19 protein-coding genes are annotated in these 16,484 nt (G+C 60.9%); all 19 read left to right on the top strand.

The genetic code is table 11. The features are described from left to right. The first annotated feature begins 43 nt into the window (after positions 1-43). The 19 genes from VEB01_RS17465 (at position 44) to VEB01_RS17375 (ending at position 16,311) form a co-directional block, all read left to right on the top strand. Positions 44-406: a 2Fe-2S iron-sulfur cluster-binding protein gene (locus VEB01_RS17465; protein ID WP_324877660.1), complete on the top strand. Its 363-nt coding sequence runs from the start codon at positions 44-46 to the stop codon at positions 404-406. Between the two features lie 15 nt (positions 407-421). Further along, the gene (gene nifE / locus VEB01_RS17460) at positions 422-2,119 is read left to right on the top strand and encodes a nitrogenase iron-molybdenum cofactor biosynthesis protein NifE (RefSeq protein WP_324877658.1); all 1,698 of its coding nucleotides are present in this window, start codon (positions 422-424) and stop codon (positions 2,117-2,119) included. 9 nt (positions 2,120-2,128) lie between these two features. After that, positions 2,129-3,793, top strand: coding sequence for a nitrogenase iron-molybdenum cofactor biosynthesis protein NifN (gene nifN, locus VEB01_RS17455; protein WP_324877656.1), 1,665 nt, complete (start codon positions 2,129-2,131; stop codon positions 3,791-3,793). 43 nt (positions 3,794-3,836) lie between these two features. Then, the gene (nifX, locus tag VEB01_RS17450; RefSeq protein ID WP_324877654.1) at positions 3,837-4,259 is read left to right on the top strand and encodes a nitrogen fixation protein NifX; all 423 of its coding nucleotides are present in this window, start codon (positions 3,837-3,839) and stop codon (positions 4,257-4,259) included. Further along, positions 4,252-4,731 (top strand): NifX-associated nitrogen fixation protein, encoded by a 480-nt coding sequence (locus tag VEB01_RS17445; RefSeq protein ID WP_324877652.1) that lies wholly within the window; start codon positions 4,252-4,254, stop codon positions 4,729-4,731. Before nifX ends, VEB01_RS17445 begins: the two co-directional genes overlap by 8 nt. Positions 4,732-4,877: 146 nt before the next feature. Continuing rightward, positions 4,878-5,075 carry a CCE_0567 family metalloprotein gene (locus VEB01_RS17440; protein ID WP_324877650.1) on the top strand — a complete coding sequence of 66 codons (198 nt, stop codon included), beginning with the start codon at positions 4,878-4,880 and terminating at the stop codon, positions 5,073-5,075. Between the two features lie 9 nt (positions 5,076-5,084). Beyond that, entirely contained in the window at positions 5,085-5,393 is a 309-nt protein-coding gene (gene fdxB / locus VEB01_RS17435; RefSeq protein ID WP_324877648.1) for a ferredoxin III, nif-specific, read from the top strand. Further along, on the top strand, positions 5,393-6,055 hold the full coding sequence (locus VEB01_RS17430; RefSeq protein WP_324877646.1) for a nitrogen fixation protein NifQ: 663 nt from the start codon (positions 5,393-5,395) through the stop codon (positions 6,053-6,055). Before fdxB ends, VEB01_RS17430 begins: the two co-directional genes overlap by 1 nt. Continuing rightward, positions 6,034-7,134 carry a CAF17-like 4Fe-4S cluster assembly/insertion protein YgfZ gene (gene ygfZ, locus VEB01_RS17425; RefSeq protein ID WP_324877645.1) on the top strand — a complete coding sequence of 367 codons (1,101 nt, stop codon included), beginning with the start codon at positions 6,034-6,036 and terminating at the stop codon, positions 7,132-7,134. Before VEB01_RS17430 ends, ygfZ begins: the two co-directional genes overlap by 22 nt. A gap of 296 nt (positions 7,135-7,430) precedes the next feature. Then, entirely contained in the window at positions 7,431-7,811 is a 381-nt protein-coding gene (gene apaG, locus VEB01_RS17420) for a Co2+/Mg2+ efflux protein ApaG (protein ID WP_324877643.1), read from the top strand. A 24-nt stretch (positions 7,812-7,835) separates the two neighbouring features. Beyond that, entirely contained in the window at positions 7,836-8,480 is a 645-nt protein-coding gene (gene clpP, locus VEB01_RS17415) for an ATP-dependent Clp endopeptidase proteolytic subunit ClpP (protein WP_324877641.1), read from the top strand. A gap of 55 nt (positions 8,481-8,535) precedes the next feature. Then, the gene (gene clpX / locus VEB01_RS17410) at positions 8,536-9,813 is read left to right on the top strand and encodes an ATP-dependent Clp protease ATP-binding subunit ClpX (RefSeq protein WP_324877640.1); all 1,278 of its coding nucleotides are present in this window, start codon (positions 8,536-8,538) and stop codon (positions 9,811-9,813) included. Between the two features lie 418 nt (positions 9,814-10,231). Further along, entirely contained in the window at positions 10,232-12,658 is a 2,427-nt protein-coding gene (gene lon, locus VEB01_RS17405; protein WP_475442140.1) for an endopeptidase La, read from the top strand. An 11-nt stretch (positions 12,659-12,669) separates the two neighbouring features. Next, positions 12,670-14,247, top strand: a complete 1,578-nt coding sequence (locus VEB01_RS17400; RefSeq protein WP_324877638.1) for a flavin monoamine oxidase family protein — start codon at positions 12,670-12,672, stop codon at positions 14,245-14,247. A gap of 68 nt (positions 14,248-14,315) precedes the next feature. Next, a complete protein-coding gene (locus tag VEB01_RS17395) occupies positions 14,316-14,798 on the top strand; it encodes a hypothetical protein (RefSeq protein ID WP_324877636.1) in 483 nt (160 codons plus the stop codon). A gap of 2 nt (positions 14,799-14,800) precedes the next feature. Next, positions 14,801-14,965 carry a hypothetical protein gene (locus tag VEB01_RS17390; RefSeq protein ID WP_324877634.1) on the top strand — a complete coding sequence of 55 codons (165 nt, stop codon included), beginning with the start codon at positions 14,801-14,803 and terminating at the stop codon, positions 14,963-14,965. After that, a complete protein-coding gene (locus VEB01_RS17385; RefSeq protein ID WP_324877632.1) occupies positions 14,958-15,386 on the top strand; it encodes a YybH family protein in 429 nt (142 codons plus the stop codon). The genes VEB01_RS17390 and VEB01_RS17385 overlap by 8 nt, the downstream gene beginning before the upstream one ends. Before the next feature lie 42 nt (positions 15,387-15,428). Next, on the top strand, positions 15,429-15,707 hold the full coding sequence (locus VEB01_RS17380) for a hypothetical protein (protein ID WP_324877630.1): 279 nt from the start codon (positions 15,429-15,431) through the stop codon (positions 15,705-15,707). 184 nt (positions 15,708-15,891) lie between these two features. Next, positions 15,892-16,311: a hypothetical protein gene (locus VEB01_RS17375; RefSeq protein ID WP_324877629.1), complete on the top strand. Its 420-nt coding sequence runs from the start codon at positions 15,892-15,894 to the stop codon at positions 16,309-16,311. Positions 16,312-16,484: the final 173 nt, after the last annotated feature.

The following is a 16,484-nucleotide window of genomic DNA, read 5'->3' as shown; positions in this document are numbered from 1 at the left end:
CCGCCGTGTCTATCGTTAACTAACTGGTGGATAGGAGGACGCCATGTGCTCGATCACGTTTCTCGGGCAGCGCCAAAACGGCGGCACGCTGGAACGCACTCAGGTGCGCTTCCGCGGCGGCCGGCGCTGCACCCTTCTGGAACTGATCGAGCAGCACGGCCTGCACCACCGTTGCGCGTGTCGCAACGGAACCTGCGGCAGTTGCGCCGTCAAGGTGGCGGTACTTCGCCACAAAGGGCAGCACCCGGGAGTATATCTGGGTAACCCCGAACGGGAGACCCTGTTCGCCGCCGGCAGACTGACCCGGCAACAGTATGCCTCTCCCGTGTTGGCTTGCAGCAGTCCGATATGGCGTTTGGCCTGCCAGTACCTAGTCGGTGAAGAAGACATAGTCGTAGCGCTTTGAAAGCGGAGGTTTAGCGTGAGCAGCTTATCCAGCAAGATTCAAGACGTTTTCAACGAGCCCGGTTGCGGGAAAAACCAGGGCAAGTCGGAAAAGGAGCGCAAGAAAGGCTGCACCAAACAACTGCAGCCGGGCGGAGCGGCCGGCGGCTGCGCTTTCGACGGTGCCAAGATCGCGCTGCAGCCTATCACCGACGTGGCCCATCTGGTACACGGCCCGATCGCCTGCGAGGGTAATTCCTGGGACAATCGCGGTTCCAGATCATCCGGCTCGAATCTCTGGCGCACCGGCTTTACCACCGACATCAATGAAACCGACGTGGTGTTCGGCGGTGAAAAGCGGCTGTTCAAGTCGATCAAGGAAATCATCGAGAAATACGATCCCCCGGCGGTCTTCGTCTACCAGACCTGCGTGCCCGCCATGATCGGCGACGACATCGAAGCCGTGTGCAAAGCGGCCTCGAAAAAATTCGGGAAACCAGTCGTACCGGTCAATTCGCCGGGTTTCGTCGGGCCGAAAAACCTCGGCAACAAGCTGGCGGGCGAGGCGATACTCGATTACGTCATCGGCACCGAGGAGCCGGAATACACCACTCCCTACGACATCAACATCATCGGCGAATACAACCTGTCCGGCGAGTTGTGGCAGGTCAAGCCCCTGCTCGATGAACTGGGCATCCGCATTCTGGCATGCATCTCCGGCGACGCGAAATACCGCGACATCGCCTCGTCCCACCGCGCCAGGGCGGCGATGATGGTATGTTCGAAATCCATGATCAATATCGCCCGCAAGATGGAGGAGCGCTACGAAATCCCCTTCTTCGAGGGCTCCTTCTACGGCATCGAGGACACCAGCGAGGCGTTGCGCGAGATTTCGCGCCTGCTGATCGAGCGCGGCGCTCCGGCGGAGCTCATGGAGCGCACCGAAGCCCTGATCGCCCGGGAAGAGGCGCGGGCCTGGTCCGGCATCGAGTCCTACAAGAAGCGCCTGACCGGCAAGAAGGTGCTGCTCATCACGGGCGGCGTGAAATCCTGGTCGGTGGTGGCCGCGCTCCAGGAAGCCGGCATGGAGCTGGTCGGGACCAGCGTGAAGAAATCGACCAAGGAAGACAAGGAGCGCATCAAGGAGATCATGGGCGAGGATGCCCACATGATCGACGACATGAGCCCGCGAGAAATGTACAAGATGCTGAAGGACGCCAAGGCCGACATCATGCTGTCAGGCGGTCGTTCCCAATTCGTGGCCCTGAAGGCCAAGATGCCGTGGCTCGACATCAACCAGGAACGTCACCATGCCTACATGGGTTACGTCGGCATGGTCGAACTGGTCAAGGAAATCGACAAGGCGCTGTACAACCCGGTATGGGAGCAGGTGCGCAAGCGCGCTCCCTGGGAAGAGAGCACTTGGGAAGATGTGGCGGATGCGGCAATCGCGGCCGAAGCGGCAGCGATTGCGGCCGATCCCGAGCTCGCCAAACAGAAGCGCCGGGCCACTGCCGTCTGCAATTGCAAAAGCGTCGACCGGGGCGCCATCGAGGACACCATCCTCGAGTACGGACTGACGACGGTGGAGGCGGTGTCGGAAAAAACCCAGGCGGGAACCGGTTGCGGCAGTTGCAGCGGCAAGCTCGGCAAGATCCTCGAAACCATGGACCACTGGCATCCCCCCATTACCGAAGCGGGCGGGGCGATTCCACGGTCTCAGCAAGCGGCCTGAGGCAACGCCATGGCCATCGTGATAACGCCCAAAAAAGCCTGTTCGGTCAATCCCCTGAAGATGAGCCAGCCGATCGGCAGCGCGCTGGCCTTCATGGGCATCAAGAACTGCATGCCCTTGTTCCACGGCTCCCAAGGCTGCACCTCTTTCGGCCTGGTCCTGTTCGTGCGGCATTTCAAGGAAGCGATTCCCTTGCAGACGACCGCCATGAGCGAAGTGGCGACGGTGCTCGGGGGACTCGAAAACGTGGAGCAGGCGGTCATCACCATCGCGAATCGGCAAAAGCCCTCGATCATCGGCATTTCGTCCACTGGGGTAACCGAAACCAAGGGCGACGATGTAGACGCCTACATCAAGCTGATCCGGGACAAGCATCCGGAGCTCGACCACATCGCCCTGGTGTACGTGTCGACGCCCGATTTCAAGGATGCCTTTCAGGACGGCTGGGCCAAGACCGTGACCAAGCTGGTCGAGCAGTTGGTTCAAACGGTGCCGGCCGACGCGGAGCGCCTTGCCAATCGGGTGAACCTTCTGCCGGGCGCGCACCTCACCCCCGGTGACATCGACGAACTTCGCGAGGTGCTGGAAGCCTTCGGCCTTGAAGCTCTGGTTCTGCCTGATTTGTCGGGTTCACTGGACGGCCACATCCCCGACGATTTCACACCTACCACTCTCGGGGGGATTTCCCTTGAGGAAATCGCCGGGCTGGGGCTGTCCGCCCATACCATCGCGGTAGGCGAACAGATGCGGGACGCGGCGACGGCGCTGAAAACCCGCACCGGCGTTCCCTACACCCTGTTCGACCGGCTCACCGGGCTCGATGCGAACGATCAATTCATCACCTTGTGCGCACGGGTCAGCGGGCGGCCTGTACCCACCAAGATCCGGCGTCAGCGCGGTCAACTGGTCGATGCCATGCTCGACGGTCATTTTCATTTCGGCGGCAAGAAAGTCGCCATCGGCGCCGAGCCCGACCTCTTGTGGACCCTGAGCCAGTGGGCAACCGAACTCGGCGCGGAAATCGCCGCCGCCGTGACGACGACGGCCTCGCCGCTCCTGGAGCGGGTCGCGACCGACGAAGTCTTGATCGGCGATCTCGAAGACCTGGAGGCGCGCGCCGCCGGCTGCGATCTCCTGATGACCCATTCCCACGGGCGGCAGGCGGCGGAAAGGCTGAAAATTCCGTTCTACCGCATCGGCATCCCCATGTTCGATCGCCTTGGCGCCGCGCATCAGACCATCGTCGGCTATCGCGGAACGCGCAATCTCATTTTCGAGATTGCCAATATGTTTATCGCTAACGGCCATGAACCGAATCCGCAAACCTGGTCCCTGCCCGAGGAGGTTGTGGAAAAACCTACTGCGTGTCCCGATGGCGGCGTCGCGCGGTGCTCGGACAAATCCGCCGGGAGCGGATTTGGGCGCGAAGCGCCGCGAAGCGGTGAAACACAGGACGTGTTTCATCACTCCTCATGTACTCCCACGTACACTCCGGATCCTGCGTTGCAGCTCCCATCCCTGGAACCTGCCCCTGACGGGGCCTGCCTTCGGCAGTCCAAATCCGCTCCCGGCGGATTTGTCCGGGCTCCTTGCCCTCGGGGCGCTCGTGACGGTTTTTCCACAACCTCTGAGGAGAGCGGACATGTTGGCACGGCGGCGCTTGCGGCTCATTAAGCCGAAAGCTACATCAAACGAAACGTTTTATCGCGGAGGAAGCATGAAAGTCGCATTCTCTACCCAGGATCTGCAACGGGTTGACGCCCATTTCGGCTGGGCCAAAAACATCGCCATCTACGAATTGTCGGCGGAGGGCTACCGGTTTCTCGAAGCCGTGCAATTCGAGGGCGATCTGCAGGAAGACGGCAACGAGGACAAGCTGGCCCCGAAGCTCGAAGCCATCAAGGATTGCGCGATTCTGTACGTCGCCGCCATCGGCGGTTCCGGCGCGGCGCGGGTGGTGGCTCAGGGCATACATCCCATGAAGGTTCCTCAGCCGGAGCCCATCACGGAACTCCTGGAGAAATTGCAGGAAGTCCTGAAAGGCAATCCGCCGCCCTGGCTCCGCAAGGTGCTGGCGAAGGAGGGTAAAGGCCAGGACCGTGAGTTCGATTTTGAAGAAGAAGAGGTGGAACATGGCTGAAGCATTGGCAGTAAAAACCGAAGGCACCGCATCCCCCATGGAATCGGTGTTCGTCAAGGAGCTGGTCAAACAATGGCGTGCGCAGGACTCCTACGGCACCTGGGACGGCAAGAGTGACGAGGCGCTGCTCGAGCCGTATGTCCTCGACAAAGAGAAGCGCCGGGAGATTCCCATTGTCGGCGATCCGGACCCCGAGACTCTGTGGCGCCTGGAATTGTTCTACAACGCCGTCGGTCTCTCCATCGAGCGGGCCAGCGGGGTCATGGTCACGCCCATGATGAAAATGTCCCACGAGGGCTTCGGCCGCATGGTCCTGATCGCCGGCCGGCTGATCGTGGTGAACAAGCAGTTGCGCGACGTCCATCGGTTCGGCTTTCCCAGCATGGAAAAGCTCGCCGAGGAGGGCGAAAAGCTGGTGGCCGCCGGGGTGGACATGATCAACCGCTACTCCGAAGTAGCGAAGTACGGCTGAGCGACGTAGGGTGGGTTAGCGTACTCGCGTAACCCACCTTATCGCGGTATCCGGTGGGTTATGGCGGAAGGGTCGCGACTAAAGCGACCGTTTGCGATTGGAGTACCACCTAAACCCACCCTACACGGCAAACCAACGAGGCAGCGATGGCAGACATAGAAGACACGAAAGCGAAGTTTAAAAAACTGAACGCCCAAGCGACCGCACTGAAAATGGATCTCCACGACTTGGCCGAGGACCTGCCTACGGGCTGGGAACGCATCCGGGAAGTTGCGGAGAGAACCTATCAGGCCTATCGCGAATTGGACGAATTCCGCAAAGAGACCGCCGGTTCCGGCGGCTAGGAGCCCACGATGAGCGAATTTACGGTAACCCTGCCCGGGGGAAAGGTATGGACCCCCAAATTTGTCGAGGTCATCAATCAGGAAAAATGCATCGGCTGCGGACGCTGCTACAAGGTCTGCGGACGCGAGGTCCTGGAGATGGTCGGGATCAACGAGGATGGGGACGTGGTCAGGCTGAGCAGTCCCGATGAGGACGACGATGACGAATATGACAAGAAGGTCATGTCCATCGCCAACGTGGCCAACTGCGTAGGGTGCGAGGCTTGCGCCAAGATCTGCCCCAAGCAGTGCTATACCCACGAGGCGGTGGCAGCCTGATGCCGGCCCCCATGTGGCAGCCCATCCCGAACGTTCCGAGGCCGGCCGGCTCGGGCAGCCCCGATGCGGACCATTACGATCCGCTGATGGCCTACGCCCGGGAGCCGCAAGATCCTGTGACGCGTACCTTCGTTTCGGCAATCGAACTGGCGCGAAGCTCGTCCAGGCTTTCCGGCCGAACCGGATTCGGTCTGGATGCGGACGAGTTCGGCGCGCTGCTGAACCGTTACTTTCCCGGCGCCGAGGATGCGTATCTCACCCCAGCATTCAGAGCGGCCCTGGCCGCTGGTGCGACCCGCCGCGTCGAAACCGATGAGTTCGAAGATCTCGTGGCGCTGCTGCTCGAGCACCGCGGTGACGACAGCCGGGAAAGCCGCTGGCTCGCGTATGCCATCGCCGCCTGCTGCATGGGCGACGACCATCTGTGGCAGGACATGGGTCTTGCCAACCGGCAGGTCCTGTCGGATCTTCTGGCGCGGCATTTCTCCGCGTTGTTCGCCCGGAACACCGGCGGCATGCGCTGGAAGAAGTTTTTCTACAAGCAGCTCTGCGAACGCGAAGGGGCCTTTGTTTGCCGCTCCCCCAGTTGCGCGGTCTGCGTCGAGTATGCCAATTGTTTCGGACCCGAGGAGGACGGCGCATGGCAATCGGTGAAGCGATAGGTTCGCACGGCCTCGAAAGAGCAGCTTCGCCGGCCGGGCATGCCGGCGGCGAAAGCCTGCCCGGCATGTGGCGGGCGGTCCTGGAACAAAGCGGCGGGCGGTTCGATGAGTCCGGGGTCATTGATTTCGGACAGGCGGAATCCGAGGGGCGGCAGGCGCTGAGCGCCGATATCATGGCCGATCTTTCCCATTACGGGCTGATCGAAGTCAGGGGCGACGACGCCCAGAAATTTCTGGCCAGTCTTTTCACCGGCGATGTACGCCTCGTGTCCTCGGAACGGAGCCAGTTCACCACCTGGTGCGATGCCAAGGGGCGGGCGCAGGCGACCTTTTGGCTGTTCTTGCGCGGAGGTGCCTATTATCTTCTCCTTCCGAGAGACATTGTGAAATCGGTGTTGGCGGGACTGAAGCAATACCTCCTCAGGGTCAAGGTGACCCTCACGGACGCGAGCGACAGCCTGCTGCGCTTAGGTCTATCCGGGCCGGGTGTGGAATCCAGGCTCACCGCTTTCTTCGGCGCACCGCCGCCCTTACAGACCGGGGAGACCCGGACCTTAGGCGATTGCACCCTCATGGCCATCACCGGGCAGCCCTATCCCCGCTGGCTGGCGGTCGGCAGCACCCCGGCGGTTACCAGCCTCTGGCAAAACCTCGTACCTGCGATTCCGCCGGTGGGCCGGAACGCCTGGTCCCTGCTGGATATCCTGGCTGGCATCCCGCTGCTGGTCTCCGAGACTGCCGGTGAATTCATACCCCAGATGCTGAACATCGAAGCCTTGGGCGGCTTATGTTTCACCAAAGGCTGTTATCCGGGGCAAGAGGTCATCGCCCGGCTGCATTACCGGGGTCAGGTCAAGCGCCGCCTGTATCTGGCCTACGTGGATAGCAAAGAGCTTCCCCCGTCCGGCACGAAGCTTCATGGCGATGGCGCTACGGAAAGCGTCGGCACAGTCGTGTCCGCCGCACGGCACCCGGATGGAAGGGTGGCTCTCCTCGGGGTGGTGAAGATCGAAGAAAAAGCTCAGGGCGAAGTCCGGTTAGTGGATTCGCAAGGACCGGGACTCCGGTTTTTGGAATAGCTTATTCGTGAGCCGTAGGGCGGGTTAGCGTATTCGCGTAACCCGCCATCTCGCGCATTCGGCGGGTTACGGTGGAAGGGGTGCGACTGAAGCAACCGTTTGCGATTGGAAGGGTCGTCCTGGCGCTCCCAGGACGACCGTTTGCGATTGGAAGGGTCGCGACTAAAGCGACCGTTTGCGATTGGAAGGTCCCGCGACTAAAGCGGGACGTTTGCGATTGGAGTACCGCCTAACCCGCCCTACGGGTTCTCACCGTTCATAGTAAGACAATCGATCAAATAACAAGGGGCAACGTTATGACAAGCAGTATTCGCGAACTCAAAGTCGACGTGAAAACCGTTTATCTTGGAGAGGAATCGCATCCCGGTGCGGAGCGCTACGTATTCGCTTACACCGTGACCATGGAAAACACCGGCACCATTCCGGCGAGGCTCCTGGGCCGGCGCTGGGTCATCACCGATGCCAATGGAAAAATGATCGAGGTAGTGGGCGAGGGCGTGGTCGGCGAACATCCCTATTTGCGCCCCGGGGAGGCGTTTCAATACACCAGCTCGGCGATGATCGAAACCCCTGTGGGCAGCATGCAGGGCAGCTACCAGTTGGTGGCCGACGACGGGGTGCCCTTCGAAGCGCCCATCGCCCCTTTCAGCCTCGCCATCCCGCGCACGCTTCATTGATCTGCACCCCATAAGAACACGAACGTGATACATCAGCCCGCCGAAATCCCCGCCCCTTCAGCCGCTGGCGGCTTGGTGCCCATCGTCATCGAGCAGTCCGCGCGGGGTGAACGAGCATTTGATATTTATTCGCGGCTGCTGAAAGAGCGGGTCGTCTTTCTGGTTGGCCAGGTCGAAGACCACATGGCGAACCTGGTGATCGCCCAGCTGCTGTTTCTGGAGTCCGAAAATCCCGATAAAGACATCCACCTTTACATCAATTCGCCGGGCGGCTTGGTCACGGCGGGTCTCGCCATTTACGACACCATGCAGTTCATCAAACCCGACGTCAGCACCTTGTGCGTCGGACAGGCGGCCAGCATGGGCGCCTTGCTGCTGGCGGGCGGCGCGGCCGGTAAGCGCTACTCGCTGCCCCACTCGCGGATCATGATTCATCAGCCCTTGGGTGGTTTCCGCGGACAGGCCAGCGACATCGATATCCATGCCAGAGAGATCCTGTCGATCCGTGATCGGCTGAACCAGATCCTGGCCAAGCATACCGGACAGCCCATCGAAAAAATTAGGACCGATACCGACCGCGACAATTTCATGGGCGGGGACGATGCCCGGCAATATGGCCTGGTCGATCAGGTGCTCAGCCAGCGGAATCCGTCTACCGACGAGCGCTAATGCGATAGGGTCGCCGTACCGAATAAACATCTAGCTAACGTAAGAGGTTAGAGCAATGAGCGACGAGAAAAACGGCAAGGAACGGAGCGGGAAGCTTCTCTATTGTTCATTCTGCGGGAAAACCCAGCATGAGGTCAGAAAACTTATTTCAGGACCGGCCGCATTCGTGTGCGATGAATGCGTCGAATTATGCAACGACATCCTTCGCGAGGAATTGTACGAAAACTCTTCCAATCATCCGGAAAAACTACCGAAGCCCAAGGAAATCAAAGCTATATTGGACGATTATGTCATCGGTCAGGACAGACCTAAGCGCATTCTGGCCGTCGCCGTTTACAACCATTACAAACGGCTCAAGCTCAAGGCCCATGCGGGAAAAAACGACGTCGAACTGGCCAAGAGCAATATCCTCCTGATTGGGCCCACAGGTTCCGGAAAAACCCTTCTGGCGGAAACCCTGGCGCGAATCCTGAACGTGCCCTTCACCATTGCCGATGCCACCACCCTCACGGAGGCGGGTTATGTCGGCGAGGACGTGGAAAACATCATCCAAAAGCTTTTGCAAAAGTGCGATTACGATGTCGAGAAAGCCGAGTCCGGCATCGTCTATATCGACGAGATCGACAAGATTTCCCGGAAGTCCGCCAATCCCTCCATTACCCGCGACGTGTCCGGCGAAGGCGTGCAGCAGGCATTGCTCAAGCTGATCGAGGGCACCGTCGCTTCGATACCGCCCCAGGGCGGGCGCAAGCATCCGCAGCAGGAGCTTATACAGGTCGACACCGCCAATATCCTCTTTATCTGCGGCGGGGCGTTCGCAGGACTGGACAAGACCATCCGGGCACGCTCGGAAACAGGGGGCATCGGTTTTTCCGCCGAGGTGAAAAGCAAGGATGAACGCCGCAATGTGGGCGAGGTTCTCGCCGGGGTCGAAGCCGAAGATTTGATCCGCTATGGCCTGATCCCCGAGTTCGTCGGGAGGCTCCCGGTGGTGGCGACCCTCGAAGAACTCGACGAGGAGGCTCTGGTCAGGATTCTGACCGAGCCGAAGAATGCGCTGGTCAAGCAGTACCAAAAACTGTTCAAGATGGAAGATTGCGAGCTCGAAATCCGTGCCGATGCCCTGAAGCTTGTATCCCAGCGCGCCATCGAGCGCAAGACCGGCGCGCGGGGCCTTAGGACCATACTCGAGAACGTCTTGCTCGATACGATGTACGAACTTCCGTCCTCGGAGCTTGTGACCAAGGTCGTCATCGACGAAAACGTGGTGCGCGGAGAAACCCAGCCCTATCTCATCTACCAGAGCGAAGACAAGCAATGCGCGTCGGCGTGAGCCGTCTCATCGAGCAATTGAGAGTAAATCGGCTGTTTTAGAGCATCTTTCTGGTTTGGTGTATTGATGAGTGGTATCTGGAAGCACATCCTAAGGTGCCGCGAATCGCGGCGCTTTTTTAGAGCGGGGAGCCGCCCCGCACGCGGGTTCCTTTTCCTTGCTTGCCCAAAGAAAAGGAACCAAAAGAAAGGGCACCCGGAGAGCGCCCTGATCCTGAGCATCGCCGCCTGGGACCGGGGCCAACCGAAGGGACGTCCTGTCCCTCGGTCGCCGCGCGGCATCGTGCCGCGCCCCTTTGGGCTAATCCGGTCCCAGGCGGCGATGCTCAGGGGCGCTCTAACGGGACTAAGACACGTAGCGTCCGCTATCGCGGGCACTACGCCAAATCAGAAACCGCTCTAGTTCGAGGGCTTTTATCGTGGAAAACGAATCGACCGCAAACGTTCATCCAGTGGATAACCTGGTTCCGGTACTGCCTTTGCGTGATGTGGTAGTGTATCCGCATATGGCAATCACGCTATTCGTCGGCCGGGAGAAATCGATCCGGGCGCTGGACGGCGCCATGCAATCCGGCAAGCACATCCTCGTGGTGGCGCAAAAAGACGCCGAGCTCGACGAACCGGAGTTCGGGGATTTGTATGAAACCGGTACCCTGTCGACGATTCTGCAATTGCTTAAGCTGCCGGATGGCACGGTGAAGGTGCTGATCAAAGGCGCCAGGCGCTGCCGAATCGAGCAGTATCGGGCGGCTGATAGCCACGACATGGTCTTGGTCACTCCTCTCGACGACGAACTCAAGCTGAGCGAAGCGGAAATCGAAGCCCTCATGCGGGCTGCTTCCGGCTCTTTCGACCAGTACGTGAAACTAAAGCAGCGAATTTCGCCGGAGGTCTTGAACTCGGTGGCCGATATCCGCGAGCCCGGCCGGCTTGCCGACGCCATGGCCGCTCATATGTCCGTCAAAATCGAGGACAAGCAGACGCTTCTGGAAACCGCCGATATCGCGGCCCGTTACGAAAAGCTGATCATGGTGATGGAAAACGCGGTCGACCTCCTGGAGGTGGATAAGCGCATTCGCGGCCGCGTCAAGCAGCAGGTGGAAAAGAATCAGCGCGAGTATTATCTGAACGAGCAGATGAGAGCGATTCGGAAGGAATTGGGGGAAATGGGCGAAGCGCCCGACGAGTTTGACCATCTGGCCGAAAGGATTACGAAAGCGGGAATGCCCAAAGCCGCCCGCGCCAAGGCTGAAACGGAACTGGACAAGCTCAGGCGGATGCCGCCGATGTCGGCCGAAGCGACGGTGGTCAGGAATTACCTCGACTGGATGATCGACGTGCCCTGGAAAAAACGCACGAGGGCCGGCATCGATCTGAAAAAGGCGGCAGCGCTGCTCGAAGCCGAGCATTACGGCCTCGACAAGGTCAAGGAACGGATCCTGGAATATTTGGCCGTTCAGCAGCGCGCCAAGAAACTGAAAGGACCGATTCTATGCCTGGTCGGGCCGCCCGGCGTCGGCAAAACATCCCTGGGGCAATCCATTGCCCGCGCCACCAATCGCAAATACGTCCGCATGGCCTTGGGCGGGGTGCGGGACGAGGCCGAAATTCGCGGCCACCGGCGCACCTACATCGGCGCTCTGCCCGGCAAGATTCTCCAGAACCTGGCTAAGGCGAAAACCCGCAATCCCTTGTTCCTCCTGGACGAGATCGACAAGATGGCGACGGATTCCCGCGGCGATCCGGCCTCGGCCCTGCTCGAGGTGCTCGACCCCGAACAAAACCACGCGTTCAACGACCATTACCTGGAAGTCGATTTCGATTTGTCGGACGTGATGTTCATCGCCACCGCCAATACCCTGAATATCCCCGAGCCTCTCCTGGACCGGATGGAAGTGATTCGCATCGCCGGCTATACCGAAGACGAGAAGATCAATATCGCCTCCCGTTATCTTGTTCCTAAGCAAGTGAAGCATAACGGGTTGAAGGCAAACGAAATCCAGATCACCGATTCGGCCCTGCAGGCCATGATCCGCCATTACACCCGCGAGGCCGGGGTGCGGAGCCTCGAGCGCGAAATTGCCACGATCTGCCGCAAGGTCGTCAAGAGCCTGCTGCTCAAGCCCGGCGCCAAGAAATGCGTGGTAACGCACCATAACCTGGATGATTTCCTGGGCGTGCCGCGCTACCGTTATGGCCGCGCCGAGGAAACCGACCGGGTCGGCCAGGTGACCGGGCTGGCCTGGACCGAGGTGGGAGGCGAATTGCTCACCATCGAATCCGCCGTCATGCCGGGCACCGGGCAGCAGACCTATACCGGCAAGCTGGGTGCGGTCATGCAGGAATCGATTCGTGCCGCGATGACCGTGGCCCGCCTCCGGGCCGCGGAGTTGGGCATTCCCCCCGACTTCTACCAAACCAGCGATATGCATATCCACGTGCCCGAAGGCGCGACGCCCAAGGACGGCCCCAGCGCGGGGATCGGCATGTGCACCGCCTTGGTTTCAGCCCTGACGAGCATTCCGGTGCGCGCCGATGTGGCCATGACCGGCGAGATCACCCTTCGGGGCGAGGTGCTGCCCATCGGCGGCTTGAAGGAAAAGCTCCTGGCTGCGCATCGCGGCGGCATCAAAACGGTATTGATCCCCCACGAAAACGAAAAGGATCTGGCCGAGATTCCTAAAAACGTCAAACAGCACCTCAGTATTCTCCCGGTGCGCCGGATCGACGAGGTGCTCGGCGCCGCGCTACAGCGCCTGCCCGAACCCCTGGAGACGGCAACCCTGCCCATCGATCCGGAGCGCGCCGCCCAGGCGAAAGCCGGCGGTGCGGCCATCGCGCATTAGAGGTGAAAGCCATGCTGGATACGGTCATTGTCGGAGGCGGGCTGTGCGGATTGGTGCTGGCCCATGAGCTGGAGCGTCAGGGACGATCCTACCTCTTGTTCGAAGCCCGTTCGCGTCTGGGCGGGCGTATTCTCTCGGTGCCCTCGGCTACGGGCGGAATAGCACTGGATTTGGGGCCGACCTGGTTCTGGCCGGAGATCCATCCGCGCATCGCCCGCCTGGTGGCCGACCTGGGCCTTGCCAGCTTTCCCCAGCATGACGAGGGCGATGTCCTCGGCCTCAAGGAGGCGGACGGCAAGCTCGAATCCTTGGGTGGCGCGCCCGTGCACAACGGGGCCATGCGACTGGAAGGCGGCATGGCGGCCCTGGTGCAGGCCCTCGCGGGCCGGCTGCCCGAGAGCCGGCTGCGGCTGGGACAAGCACTTATCGCCGTGGAAGATCGGGGCGATCACATCGCCCTCCATTTTCGTTGCGGCGATGTCATGTCGGTGGTCGAAACGCGTCGCGCGGTACTCGCCATCCCGCCCCGCGTGCTGGACGAGCAGGTCCGCCTGGAACCCTCCCCGGACGACGAGCTGCGCCGGGCGATGCGGGAAACGCCTACCTGGATGGCCGCGGAGGCCAAGGCTCTGATAGGCTTCGCCCGGCCGTTTTGGCGCGAGGCGGGGTTATCGGGTAATGGCTTCGCCCGGCATGAGCAAGCCGTGCTCGGTGAGATTTTCGATGCCTGCGACGCCACCGCCGGGAAAGCCGCCTTGGGCGGATTCGTCGCGCTGTCGGTGGAGCAGCGTGAGGCGTTCCGGGTGGGCATGCCGATGCTGATCCGGAGCCAGTTGGTCCAATTCTTCGGCGCCGAAGCCGAGCAGGGGGAACAACACTACCAGGACTGGGCCACAGAGCCTTATACGTGCAGCCGGCTGGACCGCGAGCGGCCGGACGAACATCCCGAGTACGGCAGCCCTGCTCTAAGCCGGTCGTACTGGAACGGGAAGCTCCTGTTCGGCGCCTCGGAAACCGCCCGCTACGGCGGCGGCTATATGGAAGGCGCGCTGGATGCCGCCGCGCGGCTTCAGGGGCAATTGGCGCAAGCTCCGACTAGCCCTGTCAATCTGGATTGCCTCGCACGCTTCGGCGAGTGGGTGAGCGTTCAAAGGACTGGCGCCTTCGAGCGCTACCAGCAGTGCATCCACCACAATCTCTCCGCCCAGCGGCGGGATCAACTGACCCAGTTATCCCTGTTGGAAACCGTGGAGAACATTTACCGTGAAGCCTTGCGGCAACTGGACCAGTTGCCCTTCGAAGGCAACGGCGTGGCCATCGTCGACGGCCGGTCGGACCTCACCCCGCCGCTGCTCGCTCCGTTCACGGGATTCAACGATGCCTTGCTCGAGGAAGCGCTGCGCTTCAATCGCAGCTCCTGCGCCCTGTCGAACTTTCCACTGGAGCACGATCCGGCGCCGGATTACGTGCAAACCATCCGGCGGGATCTCGTCGCCGCCTGGCGCGAGTTCGCCCTCACAGTCAACATCCAGGTTGTCGGAAAAACCGCATCCCCCGTCCTCCCGCCGTCCCTGGTTGACTGCGCATGACCGCGCTATCGACCAATAGGCGGCCTGGCGCGGCCGGGTCAGAACCCTCGTCAAAGGTGGAGTAAGCCATGATCTATGTCGTTGAGATTCCTCATCAAGGCCGAGCATCCGCCTGGTTTGCGTTCGACCGGGAGGATTTCGCGCGCAAGGTCCGGGCCGCTAAAGAACTTGGCGACCGGACGGTCTTTGCCGCGCTGAGCCCGCGGCAGCGGCTCGAAGCGGCCGGTCTGGCGCCGGAGTCGCCAAGTGCCCGAGCCGAGCAGCCGGGGATTTTCGAACACGCCGAACGGCATGGCTGGGACACCGTGCTGTATCGGGCGGATTATCTTTTAAGTCCCGGTGTCTGGCAGGCCGAGCCGGTATCCGAACTGGAGGCTTGCGCCGCCGCCGTCGCTCACGAGCGGGAAGTCTGCCGCGTGTATCTGTCCGATGAAACGGCGGTGGCGGCGCTGTATCGGGACCCGCTCTACGACGGACGGGATGGGTTTTACGCACACATGGCCTTGCGCGAGCAGCTGATCGCCATGGAAGCCATTTCCGACGATTTATAGCGATGACGGTCGAACAACTGATTGAAGCCTTGCTGAAAATGCCGAAAAACGCCGTGGTGCTTTACGAAGGCGATGCCGGCTATGCTCTCGTGGGCGGCCTCGATCTGCAGAAGAACGAAAACGATCTGCCGGACGAGGTTATCCTGTTTCCCGACATGAATGAATGACCGGTTGGAACACCCAAGCCCCATGGACGCGACGGCCGTTCTGTTTGCCAACGAAACGTTTTACCACGCCTTTTCCCACCGCGATTTCGCTGTGATGGAGCGGCTGTGGGCGCGGGAGTGGCCCGTGCTCTGCATCCATCCCGGCTGGCCGGTCCTGACCGAGCATGCCGCCATCATCGAAAGCTGGCGGCGAATTTTCCAGAACTCCGCCACCGGCACCGTCACCCCGCATTACGCCCGAGCCTTTGTGTATGGTGCGATGGCCACGGTGGTGTGTTATGAAGAAATTCAGGGGGCGCTGCTGGTGGCCAACAATACCTTTATAGTCGAGGCTGGCGAAATCCGCATCATCCATCATCACGCTTCCCACTGCGCCAACCCGCCGCCGCCGGAAACCAAGTCCGCTCCGGCCATGCAGTGAGGTCTTACATCCGAATCGGGCTATGAAAAATTAGGGGTCAACATGCAAAGAACGATCAGTATCGAGGGCAAGCACGCCGAGTTGGCGTCGCAGGAAGAGATTGCCAATGGCATCCAGGCGGCTAGCGACGTATTTGCGCGCAACGAAGTCGATCCGCTCGATTGCGCGGCAGCCATTGCCAAACTGGAGCGGGATGAACTGCTCAGCCGCGAAGAAGCCCTGCTTTGCGTGATTTGGGACGAGGCCGAGGAGGCGGCCTTCCGCACCGTCACCCTGGGGTGGCTGAGCCGGGATGTCGATATTCGGATCGGGGTTTCTTAAGGGCGTAGCGTGCAACTCCGTCACGGCAAGGTCACACTCCCAATACACGGCTGCGTGAGCGAAAGCGAGCGTCGCTTTATGTCGTCCGAGTTGACGCGGTTGTTAGCGGTAGTTTGTTGAACTTAGTGGCGATCTTGCCGCTGGCCGAAATCGTCCATCTCTATGGCTTGCGCACCTGGAATGCATGAAAGTCGAACTCGGTTGGGCCGATTTCATGGTCCGTTCCGACCGGGCGATTCGTCGGCATTGGGCCCTCGTGTGCTGTGCCTTCAGCTTCTGCTGGTGGCATGAGGCCGACGTGAACGCCTCGATACCGCACGCCGCTTCACCGGCCTCCTGCCAGGCCAGACCTACCACAGGCGGGGAGCGGAAAAAAATCAGCGCGTCACCCCCGCCGCTGGGGCGCTGGCCACAAGCGCTGCGGCGCGTGCGTGCTTGGCTGGCCCCCGTGGCGATGGCTCATCCGCTGTTGGCAAGGGGTGGAGCCGCCATCCCCCACCGCCCGAATTCGCGGCACTGCTGGCCGCCGTCACCCTCGGACACGGTTTGTACCTCTACCTCCCGAATTAACAAACTACCGGTAATTCGGCGGCACAAACGGTAAGGTTGAGGCGAGCAGCGAGTCCATCCTGACACCTAACGTAATATATGGACTCCCCCGTTTTGCAAGAGCGCCCATGCGTTTGGAAACGAGGTTAAGACTGCAACAATATATCCGGCCTGTTGTGCACCCAGTACGTGCTGGCCCTGATGACAATCGCTCGCCGGGTTCCCATT

The sequence above is a fragment of the Methylocaldum sp. genome, from assembly GCF_035627495.1.
Taxonomy (GTDB): Bacteria; Pseudomonadota; Gammaproteobacteria; order Methylococcales; family Methylococcaceae; genus Methylocaldum.
Note: the sequence above shows the minus strand (reverse complement) of the source record. Positions and strands in the feature narration are given on the sequence as shown.

What these genes read in the sequence shown, in the direction of transcription:
- ygfZ (WP_324877645.1), top strand. Translation starts at nt 6,034, where the DNA reads ATGGCAATCGGTGAAGCGATAGGTTCGCACGGCCTCGAAAGAGCAGCT.
- VEB01_RS17380 (WP_324877630.1), top strand. Translation starts at nt 15,429, where the DNA reads ATGCAAAGAACGATCAGTATCGAGGGCAAGCACGCCGAGTTGGCGTCG.
- VEB01_RS17400 (WP_324877638.1), top strand. Translation starts at nt 12,670, where the DNA reads ATGCTGGATACGGTCATTGTCGGAGGCGGGCTGTGCGGATTGGTGCTG.
- nifX (WP_324877654.1), top strand. Translation starts at nt 3,837, where the DNA reads ATGAAAGTCGCATTCTCTACCCAGGATCTGCAACGGGTTGACGCCCAT.
- apaG (WP_324877643.1), top strand. Translation starts at nt 7,431, where the DNA reads ATGACAAGCAGTATTCGCGAACTCAAAGTCGACGTGAAAACCGTTTAT.
- VEB01_RS17375 (WP_324877629.1), top strand. Translation starts at nt 15,892, where the DNA reads ATGAAAGTCGAACTCGGTTGGGCCGATTTCATGGTCCGTTCCGACCGG.
- VEB01_RS17390 (WP_324877634.1), top strand. Translation starts at nt 14,801, where the DNA reads ATGACGGTCGAACAACTGATTGAAGCCTTGCTGAAAATGCCGAAAAAC.
- VEB01_RS17395 (WP_324877636.1), top strand. Translation starts at nt 14,316, where the DNA reads ATGATCTATGTCGTTGAGATTCCTCATCAAGGCCGAGCATCCGCCTGG.
- clpX (WP_324877640.1), top strand. Translation starts at nt 8,536, where the DNA reads ATGAGCGACGAGAAAAACGGCAAGGAACGGAGCGGGAAGCTTCTCTAT.
- VEB01_RS17440 (WP_324877650.1), top strand. Translation starts at nt 4,878, where the DNA reads ATGGCAGACATAGAAGACACGAAAGCGAAGTTTAAAAAACTGAACGCC.
- VEB01_RS17465 (WP_324877660.1), top strand. Translation starts at nt 44, where the DNA reads ATGTGCTCGATCACGTTTCTCGGGCAGCGCCAAAACGGCGGCACGCTG.
- VEB01_RS17445 (WP_324877652.1), top strand. Translation starts at nt 4,252, where the DNA reads ATGGCTGAAGCATTGGCAGTAAAAACCGAAGGCACCGCATCCCCCATG.
- VEB01_RS17385 (WP_324877632.1), top strand. Translation starts at nt 14,958, where the DNA reads ATGAATGACCGGTTGGAACACCCAAGCCCCATGGACGCGACGGCCGTT.
- VEB01_RS17430 (WP_324877646.1), top strand. Translation starts at nt 5,393, where the DNA reads ATGCCGGCCCCCATGTGGCAGCCCATCCCGAACGTTCCGAGGCCGGCC.
- fdxB (WP_324877648.1), top strand. Translation starts at nt 5,085, where the DNA reads ATGAGCGAATTTACGGTAACCCTGCCCGGGGGAAAGGTATGGACCCCC.
- nifN (WP_324877656.1), top strand. Translation starts at nt 2,129, where the DNA reads ATGGCCATCGTGATAACGCCCAAAAAAGCCTGTTCGGTCAATCCCCTG.